Source organism: Capnocytophaga sp. HP1101 (genome assembly GCF_054772415.1).
This window is the reverse complement of record NZ_BPUU01000004.1, coordinates 128396-154899: the sequence shown is the minus strand read 5'-3', so window position 1 is coordinate 154899 and position 26504 is coordinate 128396. Positions and strand designations below refer to the sequence as shown.

Sequence of the window (26504 nt, the reverse complement as noted above, 5' to 3'; positions counted from 1 at the left end):
ATATCATTAAACACTAAGAAATATGGCTGGAGAATTTTCTAAGAAAATAGGCGATAAGGGAGAAAAGATAGTTGATTTTATTTTTGGAGAAATTTTAAACTTTAAAATCTCACATAATCTCCCTATTGATTGTAATAGACCAAAAGAACATAAACGAATAGCCGCAAAATCAGATAGAACAACGCATGGAATAGATGGGTTAATATACTATGTAAGTCCTTTACAAGATTATATATTAGACATAGGAGTTATTTCTTCTAAATGTACATCAAAACCATATCCTAAAAATTCTGCTGAAACTCTAAAAGAGTATATAAAAGATTTAGCAGAAACTTTAGAATGTTTTAATAATTCAAGAATGAAATCATTAATTAATCAAAATGTTTCTGTTTCTAATGTAAAACAGACAGAAACAATAGGTATATTAGTATGGCTTTCTTTGGGTGATGATTTAACATTTGATTTGGTTTCAAAAATAAGTAATATTCATATAGGGAATGAATTGTTCTTTGATAAAATAATATTATTAGACAATAATAGATTAAATTTTTTATTTGAAAGTATTTATAGAAGTAAACTGGCCTATGGTGCTGATAATATTGACTTTGTATATCATAACACAGGACTTAATTTTACCAGACAACAAGAAGGAAAGATGTTTGGAAAAGATTTCCCTATACAATACCTTTATTCAAATATTATATTATTGCGAATAACTAATGAAAAAAATACTGAATTTCATATTTATGTTAATGAGTTATTTGATACAGAATCTTTTAATTTATTAATCGGTTTTATAAAACAATTTGACTATTTGGAAACCTTAGATAAAACTATTATATACTATAAAGAATATGATGGGCAATTGGATAACTCTTTAGAAGAACATTTATCTCAATTTTCACAAAGGGTAGAAGTAAAAGGCTTCCCTATTAACTTTAGAAATATTAAATAATGAACAATATCATACCTCAAGGAGATATATTAAGGCAACTATTAGCCAAATCAAGTATAAGTGAAGCAAGCATTAATTCATTATTAAGAGAGAAAGGAGTCTTTCTTTCTGTTGGAGATAAAAATGTCTCTGTTCCTCTTTTGATGAAAAGTATAATCTCTCCAAAAGATTTCTTTTTTCTTTCTGAAATTCAGAAGAAAAAAGAAGACACCATAAAATATAGAACAATTTCTATAAAGTGTTCTCGAGATTTTGATTGGCCTGATATAATAGATAACGTTGATATTAATAAACTTATAGTAAATAATCATACCTATAAACCAAATTATTCAGTTATAGGGCAACCTAATTTTTACTATGAGAATGATCTCAATACAGCAGTATTAGATTATTTAATAGAAAGAGAGAATCTTTTATCAGATATGTATAATAGCAAAACTACTCATAAAGGCTCTATTATATTAAATAAAAGAAAGATTAGTGATAATGAAATACAAGTTTCTATACAACATAATTTCACAACAAAAGAAACCCTTGAAGTTAATGATATTTTAATAGGCGGTCTAAAGAAAAAACTTAAGGATAATTCTATAATTAATTCAAATAATGATATCATAACCATAAAGTTTAATAATTTTGATAATGTAAATAGAATCCAGTTTTTCTATTCTTTTATTCAAGATTTTTCTATATATATGAGTTTTAAGTCTATAACAGACATAAATTTATACTTTGATGAAAATATAGAAAGTCATAAAGATATAAAAGATTTTTTAGATAAACTTGATAATTTGAAACTAAATGGGAGAGAATTACAAGAGCATATATTGGTAACTAATAAAGAATACTATCCTAAATTAATATTTGCAACAATTAAGCTAAAGTATAGTTTTAATATAAATGGAATAAAAGGTCTTACTTCGGTTAATATAGGTTTTCCGGATTATATCAAATCTAAAGATGAATCTTCTGAATTTCAAATGTCAATTGAAATAAATCTAGACAAGGAGTTTAAAAAAAGAGGAAATGAAAAAGAAATTAGAAAAAAAGTTTTAGATTCTCTTGAAAAAAGAAAAGTAGAAAGCTATGATAAATTCAAAATATAAAAATCAATCATAGTTTTTAAAACTCTTTGATTAAGAAAATTTATATTTTACCAAATCATTTAAATATTGCAATGAATATCGCTGAAACCATATCCTTTATACGTGACCTTTACGATGAGAAAGAGGCTTTTATTCCATTACACGCCCCTACTTTTGCAGGGAACGAAAAAAAATACTTAGAAGAGTGCATTGATACTACTTTCGTATCAAGCGTAGGAAAATTTGTAGACCTCTTCGAACAAAAAATAGCTGAATATACAGGAGCCAAATATGCTGTAGTATGCGTAAATGGCACCAATGGCCTCCACATAGCCCTAAAGCTCAGTGGGGTAGAAGCCGGTGATGAGGTAATCACTCAACCGCTAACCTTTATAGCTACTACTAATGCTATCGTATATGCAGGAGCTGTACCCGTATTCGTAGATGTCGATAAAGATACAATGGGACTCTCTCCTACCTCTTTAGAGCACTTTTTAAAAGAAAATACCGAACTACGAGGGAATGAATGCTACCATAAACAAACAAACCGACGTATCAAAGCGTGTATGCCAATACACACCTTTGGACACGCCTGTCGTATAGAAGAAATTATAGCTATCTGCGATCGTTATCATATAGAAGTAATAGAAGATGCTGCCGAGGCTATGGGTAGTTATTACAAAGGCAAACATTTGGGCACATTCGCCAAAATAGGAGGTATCTCTTTCAATGGTAATAAAACCATTACTACAGGAGGTGGCGGTATGATACTCACCAATGATGAGACTATAGGCAAACACGCCAAACACCTCACTACCCAAGCCAAAGTACCTCACGCTTGGGAATTCGTACACGATGAAATAGGTTATAATTATCGTATGCCCAATATCAATGCTGCCTTAGGGGTAGCCCAATTAGAACAGTTAGAAGGCTTTTTAACCAACAAACGCGCTACAGCCGAAGCCTATAAAGCCTATTTTGAAAAACAAGGTATTACCTTTTTTGCCGAACGTGAATACGAAAAATGTAACTATTGGCTCAATGCCATTATCTTAAACAATAAAGAAGAGCGCGACACTTTCCTTACCGAAACAAATGCAAAGGGTGTAATGAGCCGTCCAATATGGCAACTAATGAACCGACTACCGATGTTTAAAGATTGTCCTAAAGCAGACCTCAGCAATGCCGAATGGTTAGAAGCAAGAGTAGTGAATATACCTAGTGGAGTGAGATGAAAAAAGAAAAGCCTAATATCATCCTTGTAGGAGGTGGAGGACATTGCACCTCGGTGATAGATGTGATTGAACAAGAAGGAAAATATCTCATCAAAGGAATTATTGATACTAAGGAGCATTTAGGAAAAGAAGTATTAGGATATAAAATTATAGCTACTGATGATGATTTAGAAAAATTATACTTTACTTGCCCTAATGCTATAATTTCAGTAGGACAAATAAAAAGTAATGTTTTGCGAGTGCACTTGTCCCAAAAGTTGAAAGCAATAGGCTATCATTTGCCTGTAGTGATTTCTCCTTTGGCGTATGTATCAAAACACACTATTATAGAAGAAGGTACAATTATAATGCATCACGCTTTAGTGAATGCAGGGGCTAAAATAGGAAAAAACTGTATTGTCAATACCAAAGCAAATATCGAACACGGTGTAGTGATAGACGATTTTTGTCATATCTCTACGGGAGCAATAGTCAATGGAGATTGTGTGATAGGCAGAGGTACTTTTATAGGTAGTAATGCTACTATTTCTAATGGGGTAACCATTCCACCTAATAGTATTATATCAGCAGGAACATTTGTAAAAAGATGAAAAGAACTCTTATCATAGCCGAAGCAGGTGTAAATCATAATGGCGATATCGCCAAAGCCAAAGCCCTTATTGATAAGGGAGCTGAAGCTGGTGTGGATTTTGTAAAATTCCAAACCTTTAAAGCTGGTAACTTGGTAACCAAACAAGCAAAACGCGCGGCTTATCAAGATAAAAATACACAAGACAAAGACTCTCAGTATGAAATGCTCAAAAAATTAGAGCTCTCCGAGACCGTTCATCAAGAGTTAATTGACTATTGTACAAAAAAAGGCGTACAATTCCTTTCTACAGGTTTTGATTTCGAATCGTTAGAATTCTTAGCTGGGTTAGGAATTACCATCGCTAAAATTCCTTCAGGTGAAATTACCAACCTGCCCTATTTAAGAAAAGTAGCAACTCTTTTTACTGAAGTCATTCTCTCTACAGGAATGGCTACTATTCAAGAAATAAAAGATGCTGTAAAAGTCCTTATAGATAATGGTATCACTAAAGATAATATAACAATATTGCATTGTAATACAGAATATCCCACCCCTATGGAGGATGTCAATCTAAAAGCTATGCTCCATATCCAGCGAGAATTAGGGGTAGCAGTTGGCTATTCTGACCATACTTTAGGGATAGAAGTCCCCATTGCAGCTGTAGCCTTAGGAGCTATGGTTATTGAAAAACACTTTACCTTGGATAAAACCTTACCTGGTCCCGATCATAAAGCCTCACTTGAACCTGAGGAACTAAAAGCTATGGTAATAGCCATTCGCAATATAGAAAAAGCTATAGGAGGTTCAGAACTGAAAGAAGTTTCAAAATCTGAAGCTAAAAACAAACCTATTGTGAGGAAGAGTATTGTAGCTGCTAAAAAAATAGTGAAAGGAGAGTCTTTTACCATTGAGAACTTAACAGTAAAACGCCCTGGCACAGGCATTTCTCCTATGCAATGGGATGAAGTAATAGGTAAAACAGCTAAAAAAGACTTTGAAGAAGACGATTTGATTGAACTATGAGAAAGATTTGTGTCATAACCGGAACAAGAGCCGAATTTGGCTTGTTATATTGTACTATAAAAGCAATTGAAGAAGACAAAGATTTGCAACTGCAGTTGATCGCAACAGGAATGCATCTTTCCCCAGAATTTGGCTTAACTTATAAAGAAATTGAAAAAGCAGGATTTACCATTGATAAAAAGATAGAAATCCTCCTCTCTTCCGATACTCCTATAGGGATTTCCAAAAGTATGGGGTTGGCAATGATTTCTTTTTCAGAAGCTTTTGCTGAACTGAAACCTGATATCATTTTAGTATTAGGGGATAGATTTGAAATCTTTTCAGCAGTAAGTGCAGCTATGATAGCTCGTATTCCAGTTGCACATTGTCACGGGGGAGAAGCAACAGAGGGATTAATAGATGAGGCAATTAGGCATAGTATAACAAAAATGTCTCAGACACACTTTTGTGCTACAGAGGAATATAAAAAAAGAATTATACAATTAGGTGAAAACCCTACTAAGGTTTTTAATGTAGGAGCTTTAGGGCTTGAAAATATTTCTAAACTGAAACTCTTATCTAAAGAAGATTTTGAAGCCTCTATTAATTTTAAGTTAGATAAAAAATACGCCTTTTTAGTTACTTTTCATCCTGTTACTCTTGAAAAGTCAACTTCATCTGAACAAGTGCAACAACTATTGGACGCTTTGGACAAGATTGAAAACTGCAAAATTATATTCACTAAAGCAAATTCCGACACCGATGGGCGAATTGTAAACCAAATGATTGATGAATATGTAGCTAAAAATACTTTAAAGACAGTTTGTTTTACTTCCCTGGGGCAACTACGCTATCTTTCAGCTCTACAATATGTAGATGCTGTAATAGGTAATTCTTCAAGTGGATTACTTGAAGCGCCTAGTTTTAAAATCGCAACTATAAATATAGGTGATAGACAAAGAGGTAGAATAATGGCTAAAAGTGTGATACAATGTAATAACTCATCTCAAGATATTGAAGCGGCTATTAATAAAGCAATTTCAAGTGGATTTAAAGAGCTGTTAAGGACTGTAAAAAACCCGTATAAAGGAATAGAAAATCCTTCAAAAGAAATAGTAGAAGTTTTAAAAAGTGTAGATTTAAATGATATACTTAAAAAACAGTTTTATGATTTGTAACAAATGAAAATAGTTTTTATCGGTACTGTTGATTTTTCATATCAAGCTTTGGAAGCATTGATAGTAAATGGGTTTGACATAGTAGGGGTCATTACTAAAAAGAAATCAGACTTTAATGCTGATTTCTGTGATTTAACTCCATTAACAGAAAAATATCATATCCCTACTTTTTTTAGAAAAAAAGATAATGAAGAAGACATTATTTCTTTTTTAAAAGAAAAAAATCCTGATGTAATTTATTGTTTTGGTTGGTCTCATATACTCCCTGCCGAGATATTGTCTATTCCAAAATATGGAGTAGTAGGATTTCATCCTGCCGAACTTCCTAACAACAGAGGTCGTCACCCCTTAATATGGGCTATTTTCCTAGGATTAAAAAGAACCGCAAGCACCTTCTTCATAATGGATGAAGGGGCAGATACAGGAGATATTATTTCACAAGAAATAGTAACTATAGAGGAGTCCGATACAGCAGCTACTCTTTATAAAAAAATAACTGATGTAGCTATAAAACAAATTATATCTTTTTCTAAAGAATTTGAGTTAAAGGGCAATGATATAGAGAGGAGAAAGCAAGATATAACAGCAGGAAATTCGTGGAGAAAACGAGGGAGAATAGATGGACAAATTGATTTTAGAATGTCATCTGAGGCTATCTATAATTTAGTAAGAGCTTTAACTCATCCTTATGTAGGGGTGCATCTTATACTAAGTGATGAAAAAGAGGTGAAAATTTGGAAAGTAATTAAAAAAAGTTGTAACTTTGCAAACTGCGAACCAGGAAAAGTTTTAGATGTCGAGGACAACAAAATTCTTGTAAAAACTTATGATGGAGCAATTCAAATTGTAGAACACGAGTTCTCTGAACTCCCAAAAAAAGGACAATACTTATGAGAAATATTGTAGTCATTTCAGCACACCCCGACGATGAGATTTTAGGAGTTGGTGGCACCTTACTAAAACACAAGAAAAATGGAGATAAAATATATTGGCTTATTACTACCAATATATTTGAAAACCAAGGTTTTTCCAAGCAACGCATTAGTAACCGACAAAAAGAAATTAAAAAAATTTCTGAAGCATTGAGTGTAGAAAAGGTCTTTATGTTAAACTATCCTACAATGTCCCTTTCTACAAGCACTCTCATTGAGATGGTACCAAAAATATCAAAAATCTTTATTGAAATTGAACCTGAGATAGTATATTGTTTGAATCGTTCGGACGCTCATTCAGATCATAGAATTACATTCGATGCTGTAATGGCTTGCACCAAATCTTTTAGATATCCTTTTATAAAACAAGTACTTATGTATGAATGCATTTCAGAAACAGAATTCGCTCCTCAATTGCCCGAAAAAGTATTCATACCTAATTATTTTGTAGATATTTCTTCTTTTTTAGAAGAAAAAATGAATCTAATGAAAATATATGAGTCTGAACTTGGAAAGCATCCTTTCCCTAGAAGTTTAAAAAATATAGAAGCCCTAGCTACTTTCCGTGGTGCAAGTGTAGGTGTAGAATATGCAGAGGCTTTCCAGCTTATCAAATATATTGATAAATAATGAGAACTGACATTTTAATACATAAAAGCAAAAACTTGGTAGAGGGGTTACAGCGCCTTAACGAATTGCGTAATTTGAGTAGGCTTATTCTCTTTGTAGTAGATGATAATGAGAAGGTTGTAGGATCTGTCACAGATGGTGACATACGCAGGTCTATCATCGCCGAACAAAATCTACAGAAAACTCTGGGAGAGATTGCAAACCCAGATTTCAAACGATTATACCAAACGGACTCTTACCAAAGTTTTGAGATGTATAGAAAATTAGATATAAAAATCCTACCTATCCTCAATCGGGAAGAAAAAATGGTAGATTTGATAGATCTAGAATATACCAAAGCTCAACTTCCTTTAGAAGCAGTGATTATGGCTGGAGGGCGTGGCAAACGCCTCAGTCCACTCACTGATACTATGCCTAAACCAATGTTGCGATTAGGCGACAAACCTATCATAGAACACAACATAGATAGGCTCATTAGTTTTGGTATCAAAAAAATTTATATATCAGTAAAATACCTTGGACAGCAAATAGTAGATTATTTGGGCGATGGTAGCCAAAAAGGTATTACTATAGAGTATATTTGGGAAGATGAACCTTTAGGTACTGCAGGTGCTTTAGCTCTGATAGATAACTTAAGCACTGAGCATATTTTGTTGATGAACAGCGACTTGTTTACCAATGTAAACTTCGAGTCTCTTTACCTAAAACTTATCAATGAAAGGGCTGATATGGCAGTAGCCTCTACTGAGTACAAAGTAGATATACCTTATGCAGTTTTCGAAACTAAAGGAGGAAGGATAACTAACTTTAAAGAAAAACCGAGTTTTATATACCACTCAAACGCTGGTATTTATATACTAAAACGCTCCTTGATTGCTAAAATAGAAAAAGGCAAGTATTGCGACATCACCGATGTAATGGAACAATTAGTTACTGAAGGGGGCAAATTGGTATACGACCCCATCATAGGCTATTGGATAGACATCGGTAAAACTGTAGACTATGAACACGCACAAGAGTTTATTAAACATTTAGACCACTAAATAATGTATAATAATAAAAAAATATTGGCTATTATCCCTGCAAGAGGAGATAGCAAAGGGCTGCCAGGCAAAAATATAAAGCCTCTATGCGGTAAACCTTTAATAGGGTGGAGTATAGAGCAAGCCCAAGCAAGTGAGTATATTGATGAAATATTTGTTTCAACTGATAGTAGTGAAATAGCTACTGTAGCTGAGAGTTTTGGTATAAAAGTACCTTTTTTAAGACCTTCAGAATTAGCAACAGATACTTCTCCCTCCTCAGCATTTGTCCTACATACAATAGCATATTATCGTAACAAAGGACAGGAATTTGACTACATACTACTATTAGAGCCTACTTCTCCTTTAAGAAAAAAAGGAGATATAGATAATTGTATTGCCCTTTTGGAAGAGGATAGTGTAGGAGTAGTTAGCTTAGGAGAAGTGCATACAGAACATCCTTTCATAGTAAAAACAATAAAGGATAATAAAATAAGCCCTTTTATAGAAGGTGCTAAAAAAATTACCCAAAGACAAGAGTTATCTAAAGCCTATTTTCCTTATGGAGTAGCCTATTTAGTAGAAGTCTCTTATTTTGAAGAAAAAAAACTTTTTTATAGTGAAAAGTCTAAACCTTATTTTATTGAACGTTGGCAAAACTATGAAGTAGATGATATCTACGATTTTTTGTGTATAGAAACAATTCTAAATTATAAAAAGAACGATATACTATGAAATTTTTAGTAATTGGTTTGGGATCAATGGGCAAAAGGCGTGTGAGATGTTTGCAAGCCTTACAATATACTGATGTAGTAGGCTTTGACCCCCGAGAAGACCGAAGAAAAGAAGCAGAAAATAAGTTTCATATAAAAACGATAAAATCTTTAGACACTGAGGATTTGTCTGCTTTTGATGCTTTTATTATTTCTACTCCTCCTAATTTGCATACCTACTATGCAAAAATAGCAATTGATTATAACAAGCCAGCTTTTATAGAGGCTAGTGTTATTATCGAAGAAGTAAAAGAAATGCTTGCTTACAACCAAAACAATACTTTTATTGCCCCTTCTTGTACGCTTCGTTTTCACCCTGTTATAAAGGATATTACTAAGATTATAAAGAATGAAAAATATGGAAAAGTAACCAACTTTTCATATCATTCAGGACAATATCTACCCGATTGGCATCCTTGGGAAGGAGTAAATGATTTTTACGTTTCAAATCGTATTATGGGGGGAGGAAGAGAAATTGTACCTTTTGAGCTAACTTGGATAGTAGATACCATAGGTTGGCCTATTTCAGCTAAGGGAGTCTTTGAGAAAACAATTGATTTTGGTTGTGAAATAGAAGATTCCTATGCTTTTACTTTAAAATACGCCGATAAGGTAGGTACAATTCTTGTAGATGTAGCCTCTCGTTATGCTGTTAGAAACTTGATAATTAATCTTGAAAAAGCCCAAATACAATGGAAATGGGATGAGGCTGCTTTCCATTTGTATGAAGTAGAAAATGGCAGATGGATACATTTTGAACAACCTCAATTTGAATCTGCTTCAGGATATAACAAGAATATTGGTGAGAAAATGTATATTGATGAAGTGAATAGCTTCATAAAGGGAATTGAAAACCCTAAACACTATCCCAATACAGTTCAAGACGATATAAAAGTACTAGAATTATTAAATCAAATAGAAAAATCAGATGGAGGTTTCTAAAATGAATTATAGTCAACGACTCAATAATCTAATCCCTGGTGGTTGTCACACTTATAGTAGAGGAGACGACCAATACCCCGAAAATGCCCCTCAAATATTTGAAAGAGGTGAAGGTGCTTATCTTTACACCCCCGATGGGAAAGAATTCTTAGACTATGGTATGGCTTTGAGAGCTATTACTTTAGGCTATGGCGAAAAAAGAGTTGCCAATGCTGCTATTGAGCAAATTTGGAAGGGTAATAACCTTACACGTGCTTCAGTGATAGAATTAGAAGCTGCTGAGATGATGGTAGACCTTATACCTAGTGTAGATATGGTCAAATTTGCTAAAAATGGATCTACTGTAACTTCTGCCGCCGTAAAAATGGCACGTGCCTATACGGGTAGAAAATATATCATTCGTTGCTTAGACCACCCTTTCTTTTCTTATGATGATTGGTTTATCGGTGATACAGTGCTTACTCGTGGTATTCCTAAAGAAAACTATGAGCACACAGTACACTTTAAATATAATGATATAGAGTCATTAGAGACTTTGTTTGCTCAACACCCTAATCAAGTAGCTGGTGTAATTTTAGAGCCTGCCACAGGGGAGCATCCTAAAGATAACTTCTTGCAAAAAGTAAAAGAACTATGTCATAAAAATGGTGCTTTGTTTATCCTCGATGAAATGATTACTGGTTTCCGTTGGCACTTGCAAGGAGCACAAACTTACTATAATGTAGAGCCTGATCTTTGTACTTTTGGTAAAGGTATGGCTAATGGATTTTCAGTAGCTGCCCTATGTGGTAAACGAGAGTTTATGAAAATAGGTGGTATCAAAGAATTAGGTGCTGAACGTGTATTCTTAACCTCTACTACTCACGGCGCCGAAATGTGTGGTTTAGGAGCTTTAGTAGAAACTATAAAATTCTATAAAGAACACAAAGTGGTAGATCATTTATGGAACTATGGTAAAAAATTAGTCTCAGAAATGAATGCTATTGCAAAGGAATTACAAATAAGTGATTATTTTGCAGCTACAGGAATTGAATGTTCTCCTAACTATATTACAAAAGATACTAATAAAGAAGTATCATTGGCTTTTAGAACACTTTTTTCACAAGAAATGATTAAAAATGGTGTTTTAATACCTTGGATTGCTATTTCGTATGCTCATACTGACAAAGAATTAAACAGAACTCTTGAGGCAGTGAGAAAATCATTACAAGTGTATGCAAAAGCTCTTAATGAAGGTGTAGATAAATATTTAGTAGGCGACACTATCAAACCTGTATTTAGAAAATATAACTAATGAAAATAGCCTTAGTTTCACTCAACCAAAGTTGGGAGAATAAAGCCGAGAATAAGCAAAAGGTAGAAAAAACATTAGCTCTTATTACTGAATATTGCTCTGATACCAATTTGGTAGTATATCCTGAAATGACCCTCACAGGTTTTACAATGGAAAGCCAAAAGGTGAAGGAAGATGAATTTTCGTCAGAAACGATTACTTTCTTTCAAGAACAAGCTAAAAAACATAATGTGTCTATAGCTTTCGGAGTTGTTCTGACAAAAGGAGATAAAGCTACTAACAACTTGGCTGTAGTAAACAATCAAGGTGTCTTGCTAACTACTTATGCTAAAATACATCCTTTTTCGTATGCTAATGAAAATGATTTTTACCAAGCAGGTGAAGAACTGAAAAAGCTAACTATCGCAGGAGCTACTATAGGCCTAACCATTTGTTACGACTTGCGCTTCCCTGAACTTTACCAAGCATACTCTAAAGATTGCTCGGTAATACTAAATATAGCTAATTGGCCTGAGCGCAGAGTACCTCATTGGTGGACACTTATCAAGGCAAGAGCTATAGAAAACCAAGTGTTTATGGTGGGTGTAAATCGTATAGGGAGAGATGGCAATGGATTGTTATATGTAACCTCATCGCATATTGTGTCACCCTACGGTGAAGTGCTGAAAGGTACATCTCTCTCAGAAGAGGTAACCCTATATGAACTCAATCTTGAGGAAGTAGTTCAATACAGAGCAGAATTTCCTGTTAAAAACGATAGAAAAATAACACTATACAAAGAAATACTATGAGCGAATTAGTAAGAGATAAAGTAGTAATAGTTACTGGAGGTGCTGGTTTGTTAGGCAGAACTTTTTGTCAGGCAATAGCTGATAATAGAGGTATTGCTGTGGTAGCTGAATATGATATTGCCATAGCTGAGAAACTATGTACTTCATTAGGAAATGCCTGTATAGTACCTGCACAAGTCGATATTACTGATAAAGCTTCTGTTGAAGCTCTTATCAATAATATTTCCAAAAAATACGGTAAAATAGATGCTTTAGTAAATAGTGCTTACCCACGCAACAAAAACTACGGAAAACACTTCTTTGAGGTAACTTACGATGACTTTTGTGAAAATTTAGGAATGAACTTAGGTGGTTATTTCCTTACTTCACAATTGTTTGCAAAATATTTTTATGAGCAAGGCTTTGGTAATATCATCAACCTGGCCTCTATTTATGGCGTCGTAGCTCCTCGTTTTCAAATTTACAATAATACCCAAATGACCACACCTGTAGAGTATGCTGCTATTAAATCGGGCTTAATACACCTCAGCAAATATATGGCTAAATACTTTAAAGGAAAAAATATTAGAGTAAATACAATCTCTTTAGGAGGTATAGAGGATAAACAACCTGAGCCTTTCTTAAAAGCGTATAAAGAATTTTGTTTAAACAAAGGAATGCTCAATGCTAAAGACATTGCAGGCACTGTACTATACTTACTTTCTGATTTATCAGAGTTTGTAAACGGACAAAATATAGTAGTAGATGATGGTTTCACATTGTAGAAAATAATAAACAATGAAAAAAAATATAGGAATTATAGGTGTTGGTCAATTGGGGAGTAGACACCTACAAGGGGCAAAAACAGCTCAATTAAATTTAAAAATTGATGTAGTAGATAGCAGTTTAGATTCTTTAGAAAAAGCTAAACAATACTACAACGAAATACCTGAAAATAAATTTTCTAAAGAAGTTCATTATCTTAACTCTATACAAGAAATGAATAATAATTTAGATTTAGTGATTATCGCTACAAGTGCAGCAGTACGATTATCAGTGATAAAAGAACTTGTCACAACAAAAAAAGTAAAAAATATTATATTAGAAAAAGTACTTTTCCAAACAGAAGAAGAGTATTATGAAGCTCAAAATATTTTTCAAAAATACAATATCAATGCTTGGGTGAATTGCCCACGCAGAATGTTTCCTTTTTATGACGAAATTAAAAATATAATTACCCAAGATACTGTCATTTTTAATGTTTCAGGAAGTGATTGGGGATTAGCTTGTAATAGCATTCACTTTATAGACTGTTTCTCCTTCATCACTAATCAGAAAGAAATAACTATAAATACAAATGCCCTTGACAAAACAGTTTATGAAAGCAAACGAAAAGGATATTATGAATTTACAGGTACACTGTTAGGTACTACCCCCAGAGGCGATGTTTTAATTCTCAACTCTTCTAAAAACTCTCAAATACCCCCTCTATTGACTATCACAACAAAAGAAAAAACAATTGTTGTAGATGAAACAAAGGCTTTTTATACACTATTCACTGCCGAAGAGTTGAAAACAAAAAAAGTTAATCTTTATTATCAAAGCCAACTTACAGGAATATTAATTGAAGAAGTATTACTAAAAAAAGAGGTAAGACTTACTCCTTTTGATGAATCTATGAAGTTACATTTACCTTTTATCAAATCATTATTAGCTTTCTATAACCAAGAAATTCTAAAGAATGTAAATAACAAAATTTGTCCAATTACTTAAAAAAAGATTATGAGTAAAGTTTGGTTAGTAGGTCTAGGAACAATCGCTTTAGATTATGCAAAAGTACTCAATGCATTAAATGTTGATTATGTAGCTATAGGAAGAGGTAGCTATAATGCAAAAAAATTCGAAGAAGAGACAGGACATCCCGCTATAATAGGGGGAGTAGAAGCCTATATAGCAACTAATCCCGAAAAAACTTCTCACGTAATTATTGATGTAAATATAGAAGCTTTAGCCGAAACAACTAAAGTCCTCCTAAATTTTGGCATTAAACATATTCTTTTAGAAAAACCTGGTATATGCCACCCTAACGAAATACAAGCTGTAACACAACTAGCTTCACAAAAAAAAGCAAATGTATGGCTGGCTTATAACCGCCGATTCTATGCCTCTACCCTCAAAGCTCAAGAAATTATTGAGGCCGATGGTGGTGTCTCTTCCTTCTTGTTTGAATTTACCGAATGGAGCCATATATTGAAAAAAATGTATGAAGAAACCCTCGCTACTAAATACTTCTACTTTTTCCTTGGTAACTCCACACATGTTGTAGATTTAGCCTTTTTCTTAGGAGGAAAACCAAAAGAATTAGCTACATTCCAACGAGGCGGTTTAGAATGGCATCCTACAGCAAGCATTTTTTCTGGTGCAGGAATTACAGAAAAAAATGCTCTCTTTTCATATCACGCCAATTGGGAAGCCCCTGGTAGGTGGAGTGTGGAAATCCTAACTCCTAAACACCGCTTATACTTTAAACCAATGGAAACACTACAAATACAAGAGATAGGATCTGTAGCTGTAAATCCAGTCCAAATAGATGATACTCTAGATAAAGAATTCAAACCAGGTCTTTATCTACAAGTAAAATCATTCCTCGAAGGAAAAACAGAGCGATTTTGTTCTCTACAAGAACAAAAAGAGATGATAGAAGAGGTATATTTGAAAATCTGTAGGTATATTTAAAAATGAAAAATTTATGCTTTTTTAGCCGTTCAGAACTCACCTACCTATATGGAAGCCTTCATAAGTATTTGAAAAATAAATACAACCTTATCCATATAGCCTATGATAATGAAGATGCTAAACTATTAAAAGAATCTTTTGGAATTGAACACCCCATTATCTTTAAAAAAGAAATGGAAAAAATAGCCCATGAAGATATCTCTAAAATTACTTTAGAAGAAATAGATAATTTTATTTTACAAAATACTGATGGGAATTTTAATGCCAATGGTGCCTTAGCAGCAAATAGAACTAGTCAATTCCTCTCTTATGAACAAAATATAACCCTTTTAAAAACATACTACATCGTTTGGAATTCTATTTTCTCACAAAATAAAATAGATTGTTTTATACACGAACCTGTAGCTTTGTTGATGACACAAATTGCCGATTGCTTCTGTAAAAAAGAAAAAGCAATCTATGCAACTCATATAAGACTCATAGGTGAAAATAAAAACTCTTTCGACTTTTCAATGGTCGATGGAGCTATAGGTACCCCCTTTTCATTAGAAAAAGAATACCTCTCAATTACAAAAAAAGATATTGACGAAAATAAAGATAGAATTGATAGTTTTATTAAAAATATCCGTCAGGATAACGCCACTTTCTTCTCAAAAATGAAAGTAAATGGCGGTATATCTCTTAAACAATATCTTTTCTTGAAATTAAAACTCTATTGTTTAAAAGCTAAAAGAACCATCCTGCCAAAAGCTTTCAACCCTATCGTCGATAATGTCGATCTGTTCATATATAAAGATAATTTATTACAAAAAAGAGTTCAAAATTTAAAAAAATATAAACAAATTACTTTTGATGATTTAGATACATCAAAAGAGTATTACTATTATCCTATACATATAGAACCAGAGGCCGTTGTTATTTATTGGGGAAATAATAAATACTCACACCAAATCAAACTCATCGAAAATATTGCAGCTCAACTGCCCCCTAATCAATTCCTATATGTAAAAGAACATCCACTGTTCTTTGGTTATAGAGACGTACAAGATTATATCCGCCTAAAAGCGATCCCTAATATCAAACTTTTAAAAACAAATACACCAGGAAAAGAAATTATCAATTATAGTAAAGGAGTAATAACTATCAATGGTACCAGCGGATTTGAAGCCCTAATGCTTAACAAACAAGTCATAACATTCGGAAATAGCTTCTATAAAATCTCTAAAAGAGTCAATTTCTTAGACAACGTCTTCGATTTAAAAGAACTTTTTTATTCTTTGAAAGAGCCATCCTATCAAGATGACGATGAATTATATCGATTTACTCTAGCTTACCTTAAAAATTTATTACCTGGATTTACCGATTTTTATAGCAATATGCACCAAAAATTACATATCAATTTAGACGAAAATGCTAAAACAGTAGCTAATTCTCTTGATAAATGGATCAATTTTATTACAAATGAGTAAATTTCTAAGTTTTTTTAGAAGAGCTTCTTTTTCTTTTGTGCTCATAAATGTTCTTACTGCAGGCTTAGGGTTTGTACGTTCATTTGCATTTATGAAATACTTAGTTTTTGAAGAATTAGGACTGATAACAATGGTTAATACTACCGCCTCATTATTGTCCCTTTTTCAAATAGGACTTATCAATGGTGGATATCGTATCATAGCTTTAGGACACGAAAAAGCTATTGAAAAAACTAATAATAATATACTTAGTTTTCTAATCGTAGTATCTGGAGGTGTTTTTATAATCACTGCAATCCTAATCCTTTTAGGTGTAATAAAAGACTATACCACAGCTTTTATTAGCATAACTATCGGTGTCCTGTTATTATTTAATAATTGGTTTACCAATCGGCTAATAGGAAGTGGGAAACTACAAAAACTAAACTATGCTAACTCAGTGAGTGCTATAATATCCTTGCTCTGTCTTGTTTTGGTATATTACTTTGGTTTTGTGGGTGCTTTGATATGTTTATTTGCACAACCTATGTTTTTTATGATTTTATCAATAGATAAATCTTTTAAATTTACTAATTTTGAAATAGAAGTAAAGCATTTACAATATATATTAAGTTTTGGTTTTATCCCTTTTATTGCAGGCGTTTTTTCTTTAGTTTATTCACAAATAGAACGTTGGAGCGTTTCTTTTATATTAGGAAATGAAGAACTAGGAAAAATGTATCTCTTTTTTATAATAATAACCCTTTGGATACTGATCCCTAACTCTATTGGTAATATCTTTTTCCCAAAAGCCATAAAATATTATGACGTGGGTGATAAACCAAATTTTAATAAAACAATTCATAACAATATCAAAATTATAATAGCATACAATATTATAGGATCTCTTTTGTTATTTACTTTGCTAACTCCTTTAGTAGGACTTTTTTTTCCTAACCATTTACCCTATGTATATTTAGTGTTTCTATCTGTAATAGGATTGTTTTTTAGAACATTAGTAGATCCTTTTTCTCTGTTCTTTAATAGTATTGTAAAACTAAATTATATCTTTTGGTCAGAACTAATCTCTCTGTCCCTTTATTGCATTAGTTTGTTGTTGTTCTATATCCAAAAATTTATGTCTTTAGAAACATTCATAATCTGTTTCAATATTTATTTTTTCTCAAGATGTTTAGTATCTTTATTTTTTTACTTTAAAATTAGGAAGAAATATATTTATTAATGTGATGATAAGAATACTTTTAAGATACTCAAGAGCTTTCTATTTGCGATTTATAACCTTATTGTATAAATATAGGTTCAAATCTTTTGGCAAAAAATCATACCTACATTCTCCTTTAAAAATAGACGGAATCGAAAATATAGAAATAGGTGATAATGTGTTTATAGCCTATAAAACTTGGTTAGCTGCTATGCCTCTCACTAGAGAAAAAAGCAGACTTATGATTGAAAATGGAGTACATATAGGAAATTTTAATCACATTTATGCTACCCAATCCATTATTATTAGGAAAGATGTACTAACTGCTGATAAAGTCTATATCTCTGATAATTTACACGGTTATGAAGATATCAATACTCCTGTTATTAAACAACCTATTGTACAAAAAAAAGAAGTAGAAATAGGCGAAGGCTCTTGGTTAGGGGAAAATGTTTGTGTGATGGGTGCTTCTATAGGTAAAAATTGTGTTGTAGGCGCTAATTCAGTAGTAACCAAAGATTTTCCCGATTATTGCGTAATAGTAGGGGCTCCTGCTAAAATAGTAAAACGCTATTGCTTTGAACAACAAAAATGGAGAAAAACAGATAACAATGGTAATTTTATAGATTAATGGAAAAAATACTTATTACAGGAGGTGCTGGCTTTATAGGCTCTAACCTCGCTCTAACGCTCCTCAAAAGAGGACACCAAGTAACCGTTCTTGATAACTTATCAGAACAAATTCACGGCAAAAACCCTGAAACAACCTCTCCTTTATACCTAAGTATTAAGGATAAGGTGTATTTTATCAAAGGTTCGGTAGCTTCTCGCGAAACCTTGCAAAAAGCTATTGCCGATAATACGGTAATTGTGCACTTAGCCGCCGAAACAGGTACAGGGCAATCAATGTACGAAATCCAAAAATATACTGAAGTAAACATAGGAGGTACTTCTTTACTCTTGGATATTCTCACTAACGAAAAGCACTCAGTTAAAAAAGTAGTAGTTGCTTCCTCTCGTGCTATTTATGGAGAAGGCAAGTATTACAACAAAACTAAAAACACCTTTGTTTATCCTCTACAACGTACCGATGAGGATATGCAAAGAGGAGATTTTGAAGTAAAAGACCCTCAAAATCATTCAGATGTCCTTGAATTAGTTGCTACTACCGAAGATGCAATCATTCACCCTACCTCGGTATATGGCATCACCAAACAGGTACAAGAACAATTGGTAATGACAGTATGTCCTACTATAGGTATTGCAGGGGTTGCTTTACGTTACCAAAATGTATACGGACCAGGTCAATCACTTAAAAACCCTTATACAGGTATCCTTTCCATTTTTTCTACCCAAATAAAAAATGGCAATGGCATCAATATTTTTGAAGATGGAAAAGAAACACGCGATTTCGTATTTATCAGCGATGTAGTAGATGCTACCGTTTTGGGTATAGAAAAAGAAACAGCTAACAACCAAGTATTCAATGTAGGAACAGGAGTAGCTACTGATGTGATCACTGTAGCAAAAGAGCTTTCAAACAATTATGGCATACAAGTACCTATCACTATATCGGGCAACTATCGCTTAGGAGATATCCGCCATAATTACGCCGACATCACTAAAGCAAGACAATTGTTAGGCTTTGAACCTAAAGTATCTTTTAAAGAAGGTTTAAAACAATTCACTGATTGGGTAAACACTCAAGAAGTAGAAGAAGATAAGTACCAACAGTCTATAGACGAAATGAAAGCCAAAGGATTGTATAAATAGGTATGGAAAAAAGAAAAATAATATTTATTGCTCCTGAGTTTTATGATTACCATAAAATAATCACAAAAAAGTTAAGGGAGTTGTTTGGAGAAACATTTTTTTTCCCCGAACGAAAAACCAATGGGTTGTATACTATCCTAAACAACATAAACCCTAAACTAATCAATTTATATCAAAAAATATATTTCTTCTTTATATGGCAACAAGTAAAAAAAGAAGAAAATATCACAGACCTCTTTGTGATTAGAGGGTACAAAATGCCTATTTCTTTTATTAAAAAATTAAAAAAGAAATTCCCTAATATACGAACCACAATGTATCAATGGGATTCTATAAAAAACAATTCTTATGAATACTTAATTCCTTGTTTTGACAAAACATATACTTTTGATTATAAAGATTTTGAACAGAGAAATGATTTACACTTTTTACAGTTGTTTTATACCGATAATATCAAAAAAATAAGAGATACTAAAGTTTCTACTCTGTATAACTTTTTCCTTTTCAACTCTTTTTCTATGGAACGGTATGAAGCCATAGCAAAGGTTCTAAGTTATTGCAAAAAAAACAACTTAACTGTAAAACAGTTCTGTTACCTCCCCTATCGTACTTTTTTTAAGTATAAGTATTTATTGCGCTGCCCTTTAGATAAGTCTCTTTTGTCTTTTTCACCTATGAATCGTGAGGAATATATAGATTGTCTATCCAAATGTGATATAGTAGTAGATATCAACCATTCTACACAGACAGGACTATCTATGAGAGTTACAGAAACTTATGGTGCAGGAAAAAAATTATTAACAACTAACAAATCTATTGAAAAAGACCCTCTATATAATAAAAGTTGGGCTCAAACTTTTGACATAAATAACATAGAATTATCTCCTTTTGAAAAACAAGAAAAAAACTCTGTAACAGATGAATTGTATATAGATAATTGGTTAAAAACTATTTTATAAATAAATGTAGATGAGAAAAGAGCTTATATACTCTATATTAAAAACAACAATAATGTTTTTAGTACTCCTTAATTTTGGAGGAGTATTGAGTTTTTTCTACCCTATCCCTTTAGGATTAGCTATTCTCTCTCTTTCTATTCTTTTTTTTATTTTAAGAAGGCGTTTTCTTATAAAGAAAAAATATCTATATTTCTTACTTATAATCTATGCAATATTAATAGTTTCTATTTATATTAATGAAGTTTCATTTGTCAATTATAGAGGTATATTTATGTCTCTTTTTTCGAGTGTTTTAATACTTTCTTCTTTTGAAAGTACTAAGGAAGTAGCGAATTATTTTATAAAGGCTTGCCGAATAGTAATGTGGTTAGCTTTTATAAATTTTATTCTAACATCTCTATTACCAAATTTATTTGTAAGAGCTATTGCTAACGATAGTTCTTATGAAGTATTTACTATTCTTTATATTTTCAATGATTTGGGAGTCTCTTATCAAATAGCAGGTATCAATTTCTTTAGAAACCAAGGCATTTTTTGGGAACCTGGTGTTCTTCAAGTCATAATGAATATATTGGTTTATTATTATTTATTTGAAGAAAAAAAATCATTAAAGTATATATTACTACCAATTTTTATACTATTAACAACAGCTTCTACCACTGGGCTATTTCTTTTTGCTTTTCTTTTTACTCTTAAAAGTATTAAAGAATTTGATATAAAAAAATTTTTTATTTTTGTATTAGTAGGAATCTCTTTTGTTCCTATTTTAATGAATGATATAGAGTATAAGTTTAAGGGGAAGGGGCAACAGTCTTCAGAATTAAGAACCTATGATGCTCTAATGGGGCTTTATATCATCTCTAAATATCCTTTCACAGGAATTGGAATTGATAATGATAAATATAAAAAAGAAACTGGCTTGTCTTTTGTTGAAGTGAATGGAAAAAACTTAACTATTGAACGGGGAAATACCAATTCCATTATTTTGTTATGCCTTTATTTTGGAATTCCTTTAGCTATAATTATATTATATAGAGTATATCATCAACGTTTATTTGAAAAAAAATGGTTGTTTTTTATAATTTTAATAGTATGTCTGATGTCAGAACCTCTGATAACACGAATGTTTTTTTATTTACTACTTATGAGTTCTATTAAAATAAAAAGTAGTAAACCGGAGAATAATTTATCCAATAATAGTCTAATAGCAAAATGAAAATAGCCTTTATAATACCCTCTCTTATCAATGAAGGTCCCGTGATTGTCACTAAAGATATTATTGAGGGACTTATAGATAAAGTGACTTTAATAGATGTATATTATTTTGATGAAAAAGAAAACACCCTTTCTTTCCCTTGCAATACCTATAGAATTTCTTTCTTTCAGAAAATAGATTTCAATAAATATGATGTAGTGCACACCCATATGCTCCGTCCTGACCTTTATATATGGTATCACCGAAAAAAAACTGATAATTGTAAGTTTGTCTCCACCCTACATCAATTTATTTATCAAACTTTAAAAAATACCTATAATAGGTTTATAGCATTCTTTTTTGAGAAAGTATGGATACATGCCCTTAAAAAACAAGACGAAATAGTATATCTCACTCATATAATGGAGCATACTTACAAAAATCGTATAAAAAAAACAAGTAACGTAATTTATAACGGTAGAACTTTTTCTAAAGAAATAATAAATGCCCCTGTAGAAGAACATTCAAAACTATTAGCCATCAAAAAACAGTTTAAAATCATAGGCATTCACTGTATGGTTACCAAAATAAAAGGCGTACACCAAACGATATTAGCCCTAAAGTATTTACCTGACTATTTTTTCATAGTGATAGGAGAGGGGGCTGAAAAAGAAGCTTTACAAAAATTAGCAAATGAACAAAGTGTAGCCGATAGATGTTTATTTTTAGGCTACAAAAAGAATGCTATTAGTTACTTAAAGTATTTTGATGTATATGCTGCAACCTCTTATTCCGAGGGGTTTAGCCTCTCACTTATTGAAGCAGGACAATGCAAATTACCTACCGTATGTTCTAATATCGCTATTTTTAAAGAACAATACAATGAAAATGAAGTAGTTTTCTATGAATTAGATAACATAGACTCTCTATCCGAGGCTATTGCAAAAGCCTTTAATAATAAACAACAGTACGCTGAAAATATATACAAACGTGCCATAGATGATTATAGCATTGAAAATATGAGTAATCAATATTTAAAACTATATTGCAAAAACTAATGAAACTCTCAGCCTCCATAGTGTTATACCAAACCGACCCCACACCTCTCAAAAAGGTCATCGATAGCTACTTCGCTTGCAAAAGTGAGGCACTACAGTTGTTCCTTGTAGATAACTCACCTACCGATGTGCTCAAAAACGTAGTAACGATGTACCCCGATAAGGAAATACACTATATTTTCAACAACGAGAATATGGGATACGGCAAAGCACATAATATTGCTATCAAAAAATCTATGGAGCAAGGGCTACCCTATCACATAGTCTTAAATCCTGATATTGTAATACAAGAAGGTGCCTTAGAAAAACTCACTCTCTATATGAATGAGCACCCCGAGGTAGGCAATATAATGCCAAAAATCATCTATCCCGATGGTCAACTGCAATACCTTTGCAAACTCCTCCCCTCTCCTATCGACCTCATTTTTAGGCGTTTTATCCCTTTTAAAAAATGGAGAGACAAAAGCAACAAACATTTTGAGTTACACAACTTTAGCTATAACCAAACAATGAATATCCCCATACTCTCAGGCTGCTTTATGTTCTTGCGTACCGAAGCCCTTGAGAAAGTAGGATTATTTGATGAACAATTTTTTATGTATATGGAAGATTTCGACCTCAACCGTCGCATCCACCGTGCCTACAAAACCATCTTCTTCCCCGAAGCCGTTGTTGTACACGAATATCAAAAAGCATCCTATAAAAATATCAAATTATTGAAAGCCCATATCAAATCCGCTATCTATTACTTCAATAAGTACGGTTGGTTTTTTGATAAGGAAAGGAAGACTATCAATGCTAAAGTAACAAACCTCTTAAAACAATGAATTTGATATAAACAAGAGAAAACAATAAGCAAGAGGCTTGGCGATAGTTGCCTGAAAAGGGTGTATAATAACTTTTGCAATGTGCCTTTTTGCTTATTATAATTATTGTTACATCTTACTACTGCACAGCTCATACCGATTTTGAGAAAGTTTTTCTTCCTTATACAGTTCTTATCTTCATCCTAAATAAGGCTAATGTCTTAGAAACTTCACATTAATAAACAAATCAAACAAATAGTATATTCGTGTTTTAAAGCTACTCACGAATAAACGAATAACCGTAGTACGGTAGGCAGAACATAGAAAAGAAACGAAGATTTTCAAAAGAGAGTTTTTAGGTAAAAGGTAAAAGATGAGCTGTGAGAAGGGTATGGTTAGCTTATACAAAGCTTATACGAACCTTATACGAATCTTGGACGATTGTTATACAAAGGGTATATAAGTAATTGATTAATACTGTAATACAATAATACTAAAAATGCCGATAATAAGGTTTCGAGGCGAAAGAAAGGGGAAGAAGCAATAGGACTTAGTTCATAGGCATTAGGGGGAGATGGACGGGGGTCGGATAAATCGGATAAAATCTGATAAGTAGGATAGAAACGGAGAAAGTTGGACAAGTTGGAGAGAGAAGGAAAGAACCGCACTGAACAGTTTAAGCGGGGTTAGACAGTAAGGGATATGAGGTAGCTAAATGTATGGTGTAATACATTAGCAGTTATCACGGGAGTATTCTCTTGGCTGATAAGCAAAATCAAGGAAGTGGTGACAAGGACTGATATTTTTTGGCTCAATTATTGCAGGAGAATCACACACTCAGTGGTATTTGAAGATGAATTTAATAATAGACGAAGGGAATACACTTGTAAAGGTGGCGTTGTTTGAGAAAGGCGTACAGACGTTTTTCCTTTCGATTGCTAAAGAGGATTTTCAGGAATCGTTTTTTAAGAAAGTGCCTTTAGAGGGGGTAATGCATTGCCTTATTGCTTCGGTGGTAAGAGGGGCTGAAGAGCGCTTTTCGTTCTTAGAGGAACTTCTGCCAAAGGTATTATATTTTACGACAGAAACCCCTGTGCCTTTCGTTAATAAGTATGCGACGCCTCACTCATTGGGTATTGACCGTTTGGCATTAGTAGCGGGGGCTGTTACGCGTTTTCCTAAGCGCAATGTGCTGATTATTGATGCGGGGACTTGTATTACTTTTGATATAGTTACTGATAGAGGAGAATACCTTGGGGGAGCGATTGCCCCAGGGATAGCAATGCGACTGAAAGCGATGCATCAGTTCACTTCGAAACTACCTTTAGTGTCTAAACAGGATTTTGACGTAGAGCAGTTTATTGGCAATACTACCGAAAGTTGTATGCTTTCGGGCGTTTACCATAATGTGGTGTGTGAAATTGAGGGAGTGATTGAGAAATATGAAGCAAAATTTCCGTCGCTTATCACTATTTTAACAGGGGGAAATCAAAAATATTTGCAAGAAAGAATAAAAAATCAGATATTTGCAGGCTCATACGTGTTGCTTGAGGGGCTGAATGCCATCTTAGAATATCAAATAAAAGAGTGAGGGGCGCACGTTACTAATATTGGAAAATATTTATGAACAAGAAACTAATCACACTTATTAGTGCTTTATTTACAACCTTTTACGTGAGTTTTGCGCAGCAAACTACCGAGTCGCCATACTCATTTTACGGGGTAGGGGAGCGCAATTTTAACGGTATAGCTGAGGAGAGAGCAATGGGCGGAATTGGTGTTTATGCTGATTCGACGCGCATCAATATGCAGAATCCAGCCTCACTTTCGCACTTAAAATTCACTGCTTTTTCAGCTGGTTTCACAATGCAAAGCAAAAATATTGTTACAAATGAAACAAAAGTAGGGACTAAATCTTCCGCCTTTGATTATTTTACTCTTGGGTTTCCTATTCTTGAGAACTTTGGGGTATCGTTTGGTTTAGTACCTTATTCATCAGTAGGGTACAAACTGAAGCATACTACCGACCAAGCGGTAAGTCAGTTTGAAGGGAGAGGGAATGTGAATCAGTTTTTTCTTTCGTCAGGAGTGAGGATTTATGGAGGGCTGAGTTTAGGAGCGTCTTTTCGATATAACTTTGGGGCTATTGATATGACAGACCTTTTGCAACAGAAAGATGTTCAGTTTTACACACAAGAGTTCAGCAAGTCACGCCTAAAAGGGGGAGCTTTTAACTTGGGATTGTATTACGAAGAGACATTGAAGCACCGCTTGCGTTTGTATACTTCATTGGTATATTCGCCGGAGAGCAAATTATCTTCTGATAATGAACGGAATATTTCTACTTTAGGTTATGTAGCAGGAAGCAGCTTGCGCTCGTCAGCACAGTTGGTAGTGCGTGAAACCCGTGCGTTGGATTTAGAAGCTTCAGGGCTTAAAAACACGTCGCTGACTTTACCTACACAGATAGAGTTTGGATTGGGGTTAGGAGAACACCAAAGATGGTTTGCAGGGATTGAGTATACTTATGCGAACACCAAGGCATTTTCGAATCCGTTTCTTACGACCACTAATGTCAGTTATACTGATGGATATAAAATAGGCATAGGAGGTTTTTGGGTGCCTAACTACAACTCGTATTCAAGTTACTGGAAAAGAGTGACCTACCGCATAGGGTTGCGTTATGAAAACACAGGGATAGTGCTTAATGATAAAAGTATAAATGACTTTGGCACGTCTTTTGGACTTAGTTTACCAGTAAAAGGATTTTCAAATCTGACGCTTGTAGGAGAATACGGGATAAGAGGGACGACCTCAGCCAGTTTAGTCAAGGAAAATTATTTCAACTTAAAAATAGGATTCACTTTAAACGATAAGTGGTTCCAGCGAACAAAATATCAATAAAAAACAAACAAAGA

The 26504-nt window shown here is 33.1% G+C and carries 26 protein-coding genes; all 26 read left to right on the top strand.

What is annotated here, in order from left to right:
• Positions 1 to 22: 22 nt before the first annotated feature.
• The 26 genes from RCZ04_RS04205 (at position 23) to RCZ04_RS04080 (ending at position 26490) form a co-directional block, all read left to right on the top strand.
• Positions 23 to 955 (top strand): hypothetical protein, encoded by a 933-nt coding sequence (locus RCZ04_RS04205; protein WP_460484702.1) that lies wholly within the window; start codon positions 23 to 25, stop codon positions 953 to 955.
• Entirely contained in the window at positions 955 to 2061 is a 1107-nt protein-coding gene (gene gapS4b / locus RCZ04_RS04200) for a GapS4b family protein (RefSeq protein WP_460484701.1), read from the top strand. The genes RCZ04_RS04205 and gapS4b overlap by 1 nt, the downstream gene beginning before the upstream one ends.
• A 71-nt stretch (positions 2062 to 2132) precedes the next feature.
• Positions 2133 to 3275 carry a LegC family aminotransferase gene (locus RCZ04_RS04195; RefSeq protein ID WP_460484700.1) on the top strand — a complete coding sequence of 381 codons (1143 nt, stop codon included), beginning with the start codon at positions 2133 to 2135 and terminating at the stop codon, positions 3273 to 3275.
• Positions 3272 to 3865, top strand: a complete 594-nt coding sequence (locus RCZ04_RS04190) for a NeuD/PglB/VioB family sugar acetyltransferase (protein ID WP_314473717.1) — start codon at positions 3272 to 3274, stop codon at positions 3863 to 3865. The genes RCZ04_RS04195 and RCZ04_RS04190 overlap by 4 nt, the downstream gene beginning before the upstream one ends.
• On the top strand, positions 3862 to 4869 hold the full coding sequence (gene neuB / locus RCZ04_RS04185; RefSeq protein ID WP_460484699.1) for an N-acetylneuraminate synthase family protein: 1008 nt from the start codon (positions 3862 to 3864) through the stop codon (positions 4867 to 4869). Before RCZ04_RS04190 ends, neuB begins: the two co-directional genes overlap by 4 nt.
• Positions 4866 to 6026, top strand: coding sequence for a UDP-N-acetyl glucosamine 2-epimerase (gene neuC, locus RCZ04_RS04180; protein ID WP_460484698.1), 1161 nt, complete (start codon positions 4866 to 4868; stop codon positions 6024 to 6026). Before neuB ends, neuC begins: the two co-directional genes overlap by 4 nt.
• Positions 6027 to 6029: 3 nt before the next feature.
• Positions 6030 to 6920 (top strand): formyltransferase family protein, encoded by an 891-nt coding sequence (locus RCZ04_RS04175; protein ID WP_460484697.1) that lies wholly within the window; start codon positions 6030 to 6032, stop codon positions 6918 to 6920.
• Positions 6917 to 7588, top strand: coding sequence for a PIG-L deacetylase family protein (locus RCZ04_RS04170; protein WP_198475498.1), 672 nt, complete (start codon positions 6917 to 6919; stop codon positions 7586 to 7588). The genes RCZ04_RS04175 and RCZ04_RS04170 overlap by 4 nt, the downstream gene beginning before the upstream one ends.
• Complete coding sequence (locus RCZ04_RS04165) at positions 7588 to 8631, top strand: nucleotidyltransferase family protein (protein WP_460484696.1); 1044 nt, start codon at positions 7588 to 7590, stop codon at positions 8629 to 8631. Before RCZ04_RS04170 ends, RCZ04_RS04165 begins: the two co-directional genes overlap by 1 nt.
• Before the next feature lie 3 nt (positions 8632 to 8634).
• The gene (locus tag RCZ04_RS04160; protein ID WP_460484695.1) at positions 8635 to 9345 is read left to right on the top strand and encodes an acylneuraminate cytidylyltransferase family protein; all 711 of its coding nucleotides are present in this window, start codon (positions 8635 to 8637) and stop codon (positions 9343 to 9345) included.
• On the top strand, positions 9342 to 10325 hold the full coding sequence (locus RCZ04_RS04155; protein WP_460484694.1) for a Gfo/Idh/MocA family protein: 984 nt from the start codon (positions 9342 to 9344) through the stop codon (positions 10323 to 10325). Before RCZ04_RS04160 ends, RCZ04_RS04155 begins: the two co-directional genes overlap by 4 nt.
• 1 nt (position 10326) lies before the next feature.
• A complete protein-coding gene (locus RCZ04_RS04150; RefSeq protein ID WP_460484693.1) occupies positions 10327 to 11619 on the top strand; it encodes a glutamate-1-semialdehyde 2,1-aminomutase in 1293 nt (430 codons plus the stop codon).
• On the top strand, positions 11619 to 12410 hold the full coding sequence (locus tag RCZ04_RS04145; RefSeq protein WP_460484692.1) for a carbon-nitrogen hydrolase family protein: 792 nt from the start codon (positions 11619 to 11621) through the stop codon (positions 12408 to 12410). The genes RCZ04_RS04150 and RCZ04_RS04145 overlap by 1 nt, the downstream gene beginning before the upstream one ends.
• A complete protein-coding gene (locus RCZ04_RS04140; protein WP_460484691.1) occupies positions 12407 to 13174 on the top strand; it encodes a flagellin modification protein A in 768 nt (255 codons plus the stop codon). Before RCZ04_RS04145 ends, RCZ04_RS04140 begins: the two co-directional genes overlap by 4 nt.
• Positions 13175 to 13187: 13 nt before the next feature.
• Positions 13188 to 14162, top strand: a complete 975-nt coding sequence (locus RCZ04_RS04135) for a Gfo/Idh/MocA family oxidoreductase (RefSeq protein ID WP_460484690.1) — start codon at positions 13188 to 13190, stop codon at positions 14160 to 14162.
• Between the two features lie 9 nt (positions 14163 to 14171).
• Positions 14172 to 15125 carry a Gfo/Idh/MocA family oxidoreductase gene (locus RCZ04_RS04130; protein ID WP_460484689.1) on the top strand — a complete coding sequence of 318 codons (954 nt, stop codon included), beginning with the start codon at positions 14172 to 14174 and terminating at the stop codon, positions 15123 to 15125.
• 2 nt (positions 15126 to 15127) lie between these two features.
• Positions 15128 to 16594, top strand: coding sequence for a capsular polysaccharide export protein, LipB/KpsS family (locus RCZ04_RS04125; RefSeq protein ID WP_460484688.1), 1467 nt, complete (start codon positions 15128 to 15130; stop codon positions 16592 to 16594).
• Positions 16587 to 17816, top strand: a complete 1230-nt coding sequence (locus RCZ04_RS04120) for an MATE family efflux transporter (RefSeq protein ID WP_460484687.1) — start codon at positions 16587 to 16589, stop codon at positions 17814 to 17816. The genes RCZ04_RS04125 and RCZ04_RS04120 overlap by 8 nt, the downstream gene beginning before the upstream one ends.
• 4 nt (positions 17817 to 17820) lie before the next feature.
• Entirely contained in the window at positions 17821 to 18426 is a 606-nt protein-coding gene (locus tag RCZ04_RS04115; protein ID WP_460484686.1) for an acyltransferase, read from the top strand.
• A complete protein-coding gene (locus RCZ04_RS04110; protein WP_460484685.1) occupies positions 18426 to 19568 on the top strand; it encodes a Rossmann-fold NAD(P)-binding domain-containing protein in 1143 nt (380 codons plus the stop codon). The genes RCZ04_RS04115 and RCZ04_RS04110 overlap by 1 nt, the downstream gene beginning before the upstream one ends.
• 2 nt (positions 19569 to 19570) lie before the next feature.
• Positions 19571 to 20527, top strand: coding sequence for a hypothetical protein (locus RCZ04_RS04105; RefSeq protein WP_460484684.1), 957 nt, complete (start codon positions 19571 to 19573; stop codon positions 20525 to 20527).
• A gap of 10 nt (positions 20528 to 20537) precedes the next feature.
• Positions 20538 to 21743 carry a hypothetical protein gene (locus RCZ04_RS04100; protein ID WP_460484683.1) on the top strand — a complete coding sequence of 402 codons (1206 nt, stop codon included), beginning with the start codon at positions 20538 to 20540 and terminating at the stop codon, positions 21741 to 21743.
• Positions 21740 to 22780 (top strand): glycosyltransferase family 4 protein, encoded by a 1041-nt coding sequence (locus RCZ04_RS04095; RefSeq protein ID WP_460484682.1) that lies wholly within the window; start codon positions 21740 to 21742, stop codon positions 22778 to 22780. The genes RCZ04_RS04100 and RCZ04_RS04095 overlap by 4 nt, the downstream gene beginning before the upstream one ends.
• The gene (locus RCZ04_RS04090) at positions 22780 to 23607 is read left to right on the top strand and encodes a glycosyltransferase family 2 protein (RefSeq protein WP_460484681.1); all 828 of its coding nucleotides are present in this window, start codon (positions 22780 to 22782) and stop codon (positions 23605 to 23607) included. Before RCZ04_RS04095 ends, RCZ04_RS04090 begins: the two co-directional genes overlap by 1 nt.
• Before the next feature lie 832 nt (positions 23608 to 24439).
• A complete protein-coding gene (locus tag RCZ04_RS04085) occupies positions 24440 to 25177 on the top strand; it encodes a type III pantothenate kinase (protein ID WP_460484680.1) in 738 nt (245 codons plus the stop codon).
• 32 nt (positions 25178 to 25209) lie between these two features.
• Positions 25210 to 26490: a hypothetical protein gene (locus RCZ04_RS04080; protein ID WP_460484679.1), complete on the top strand. Its 1281-nt coding sequence runs from the start codon at positions 25210 to 25212 to the stop codon at positions 26488 to 26490.
• Positions 26491 to 26504 lie beyond the last annotated feature (14 nt).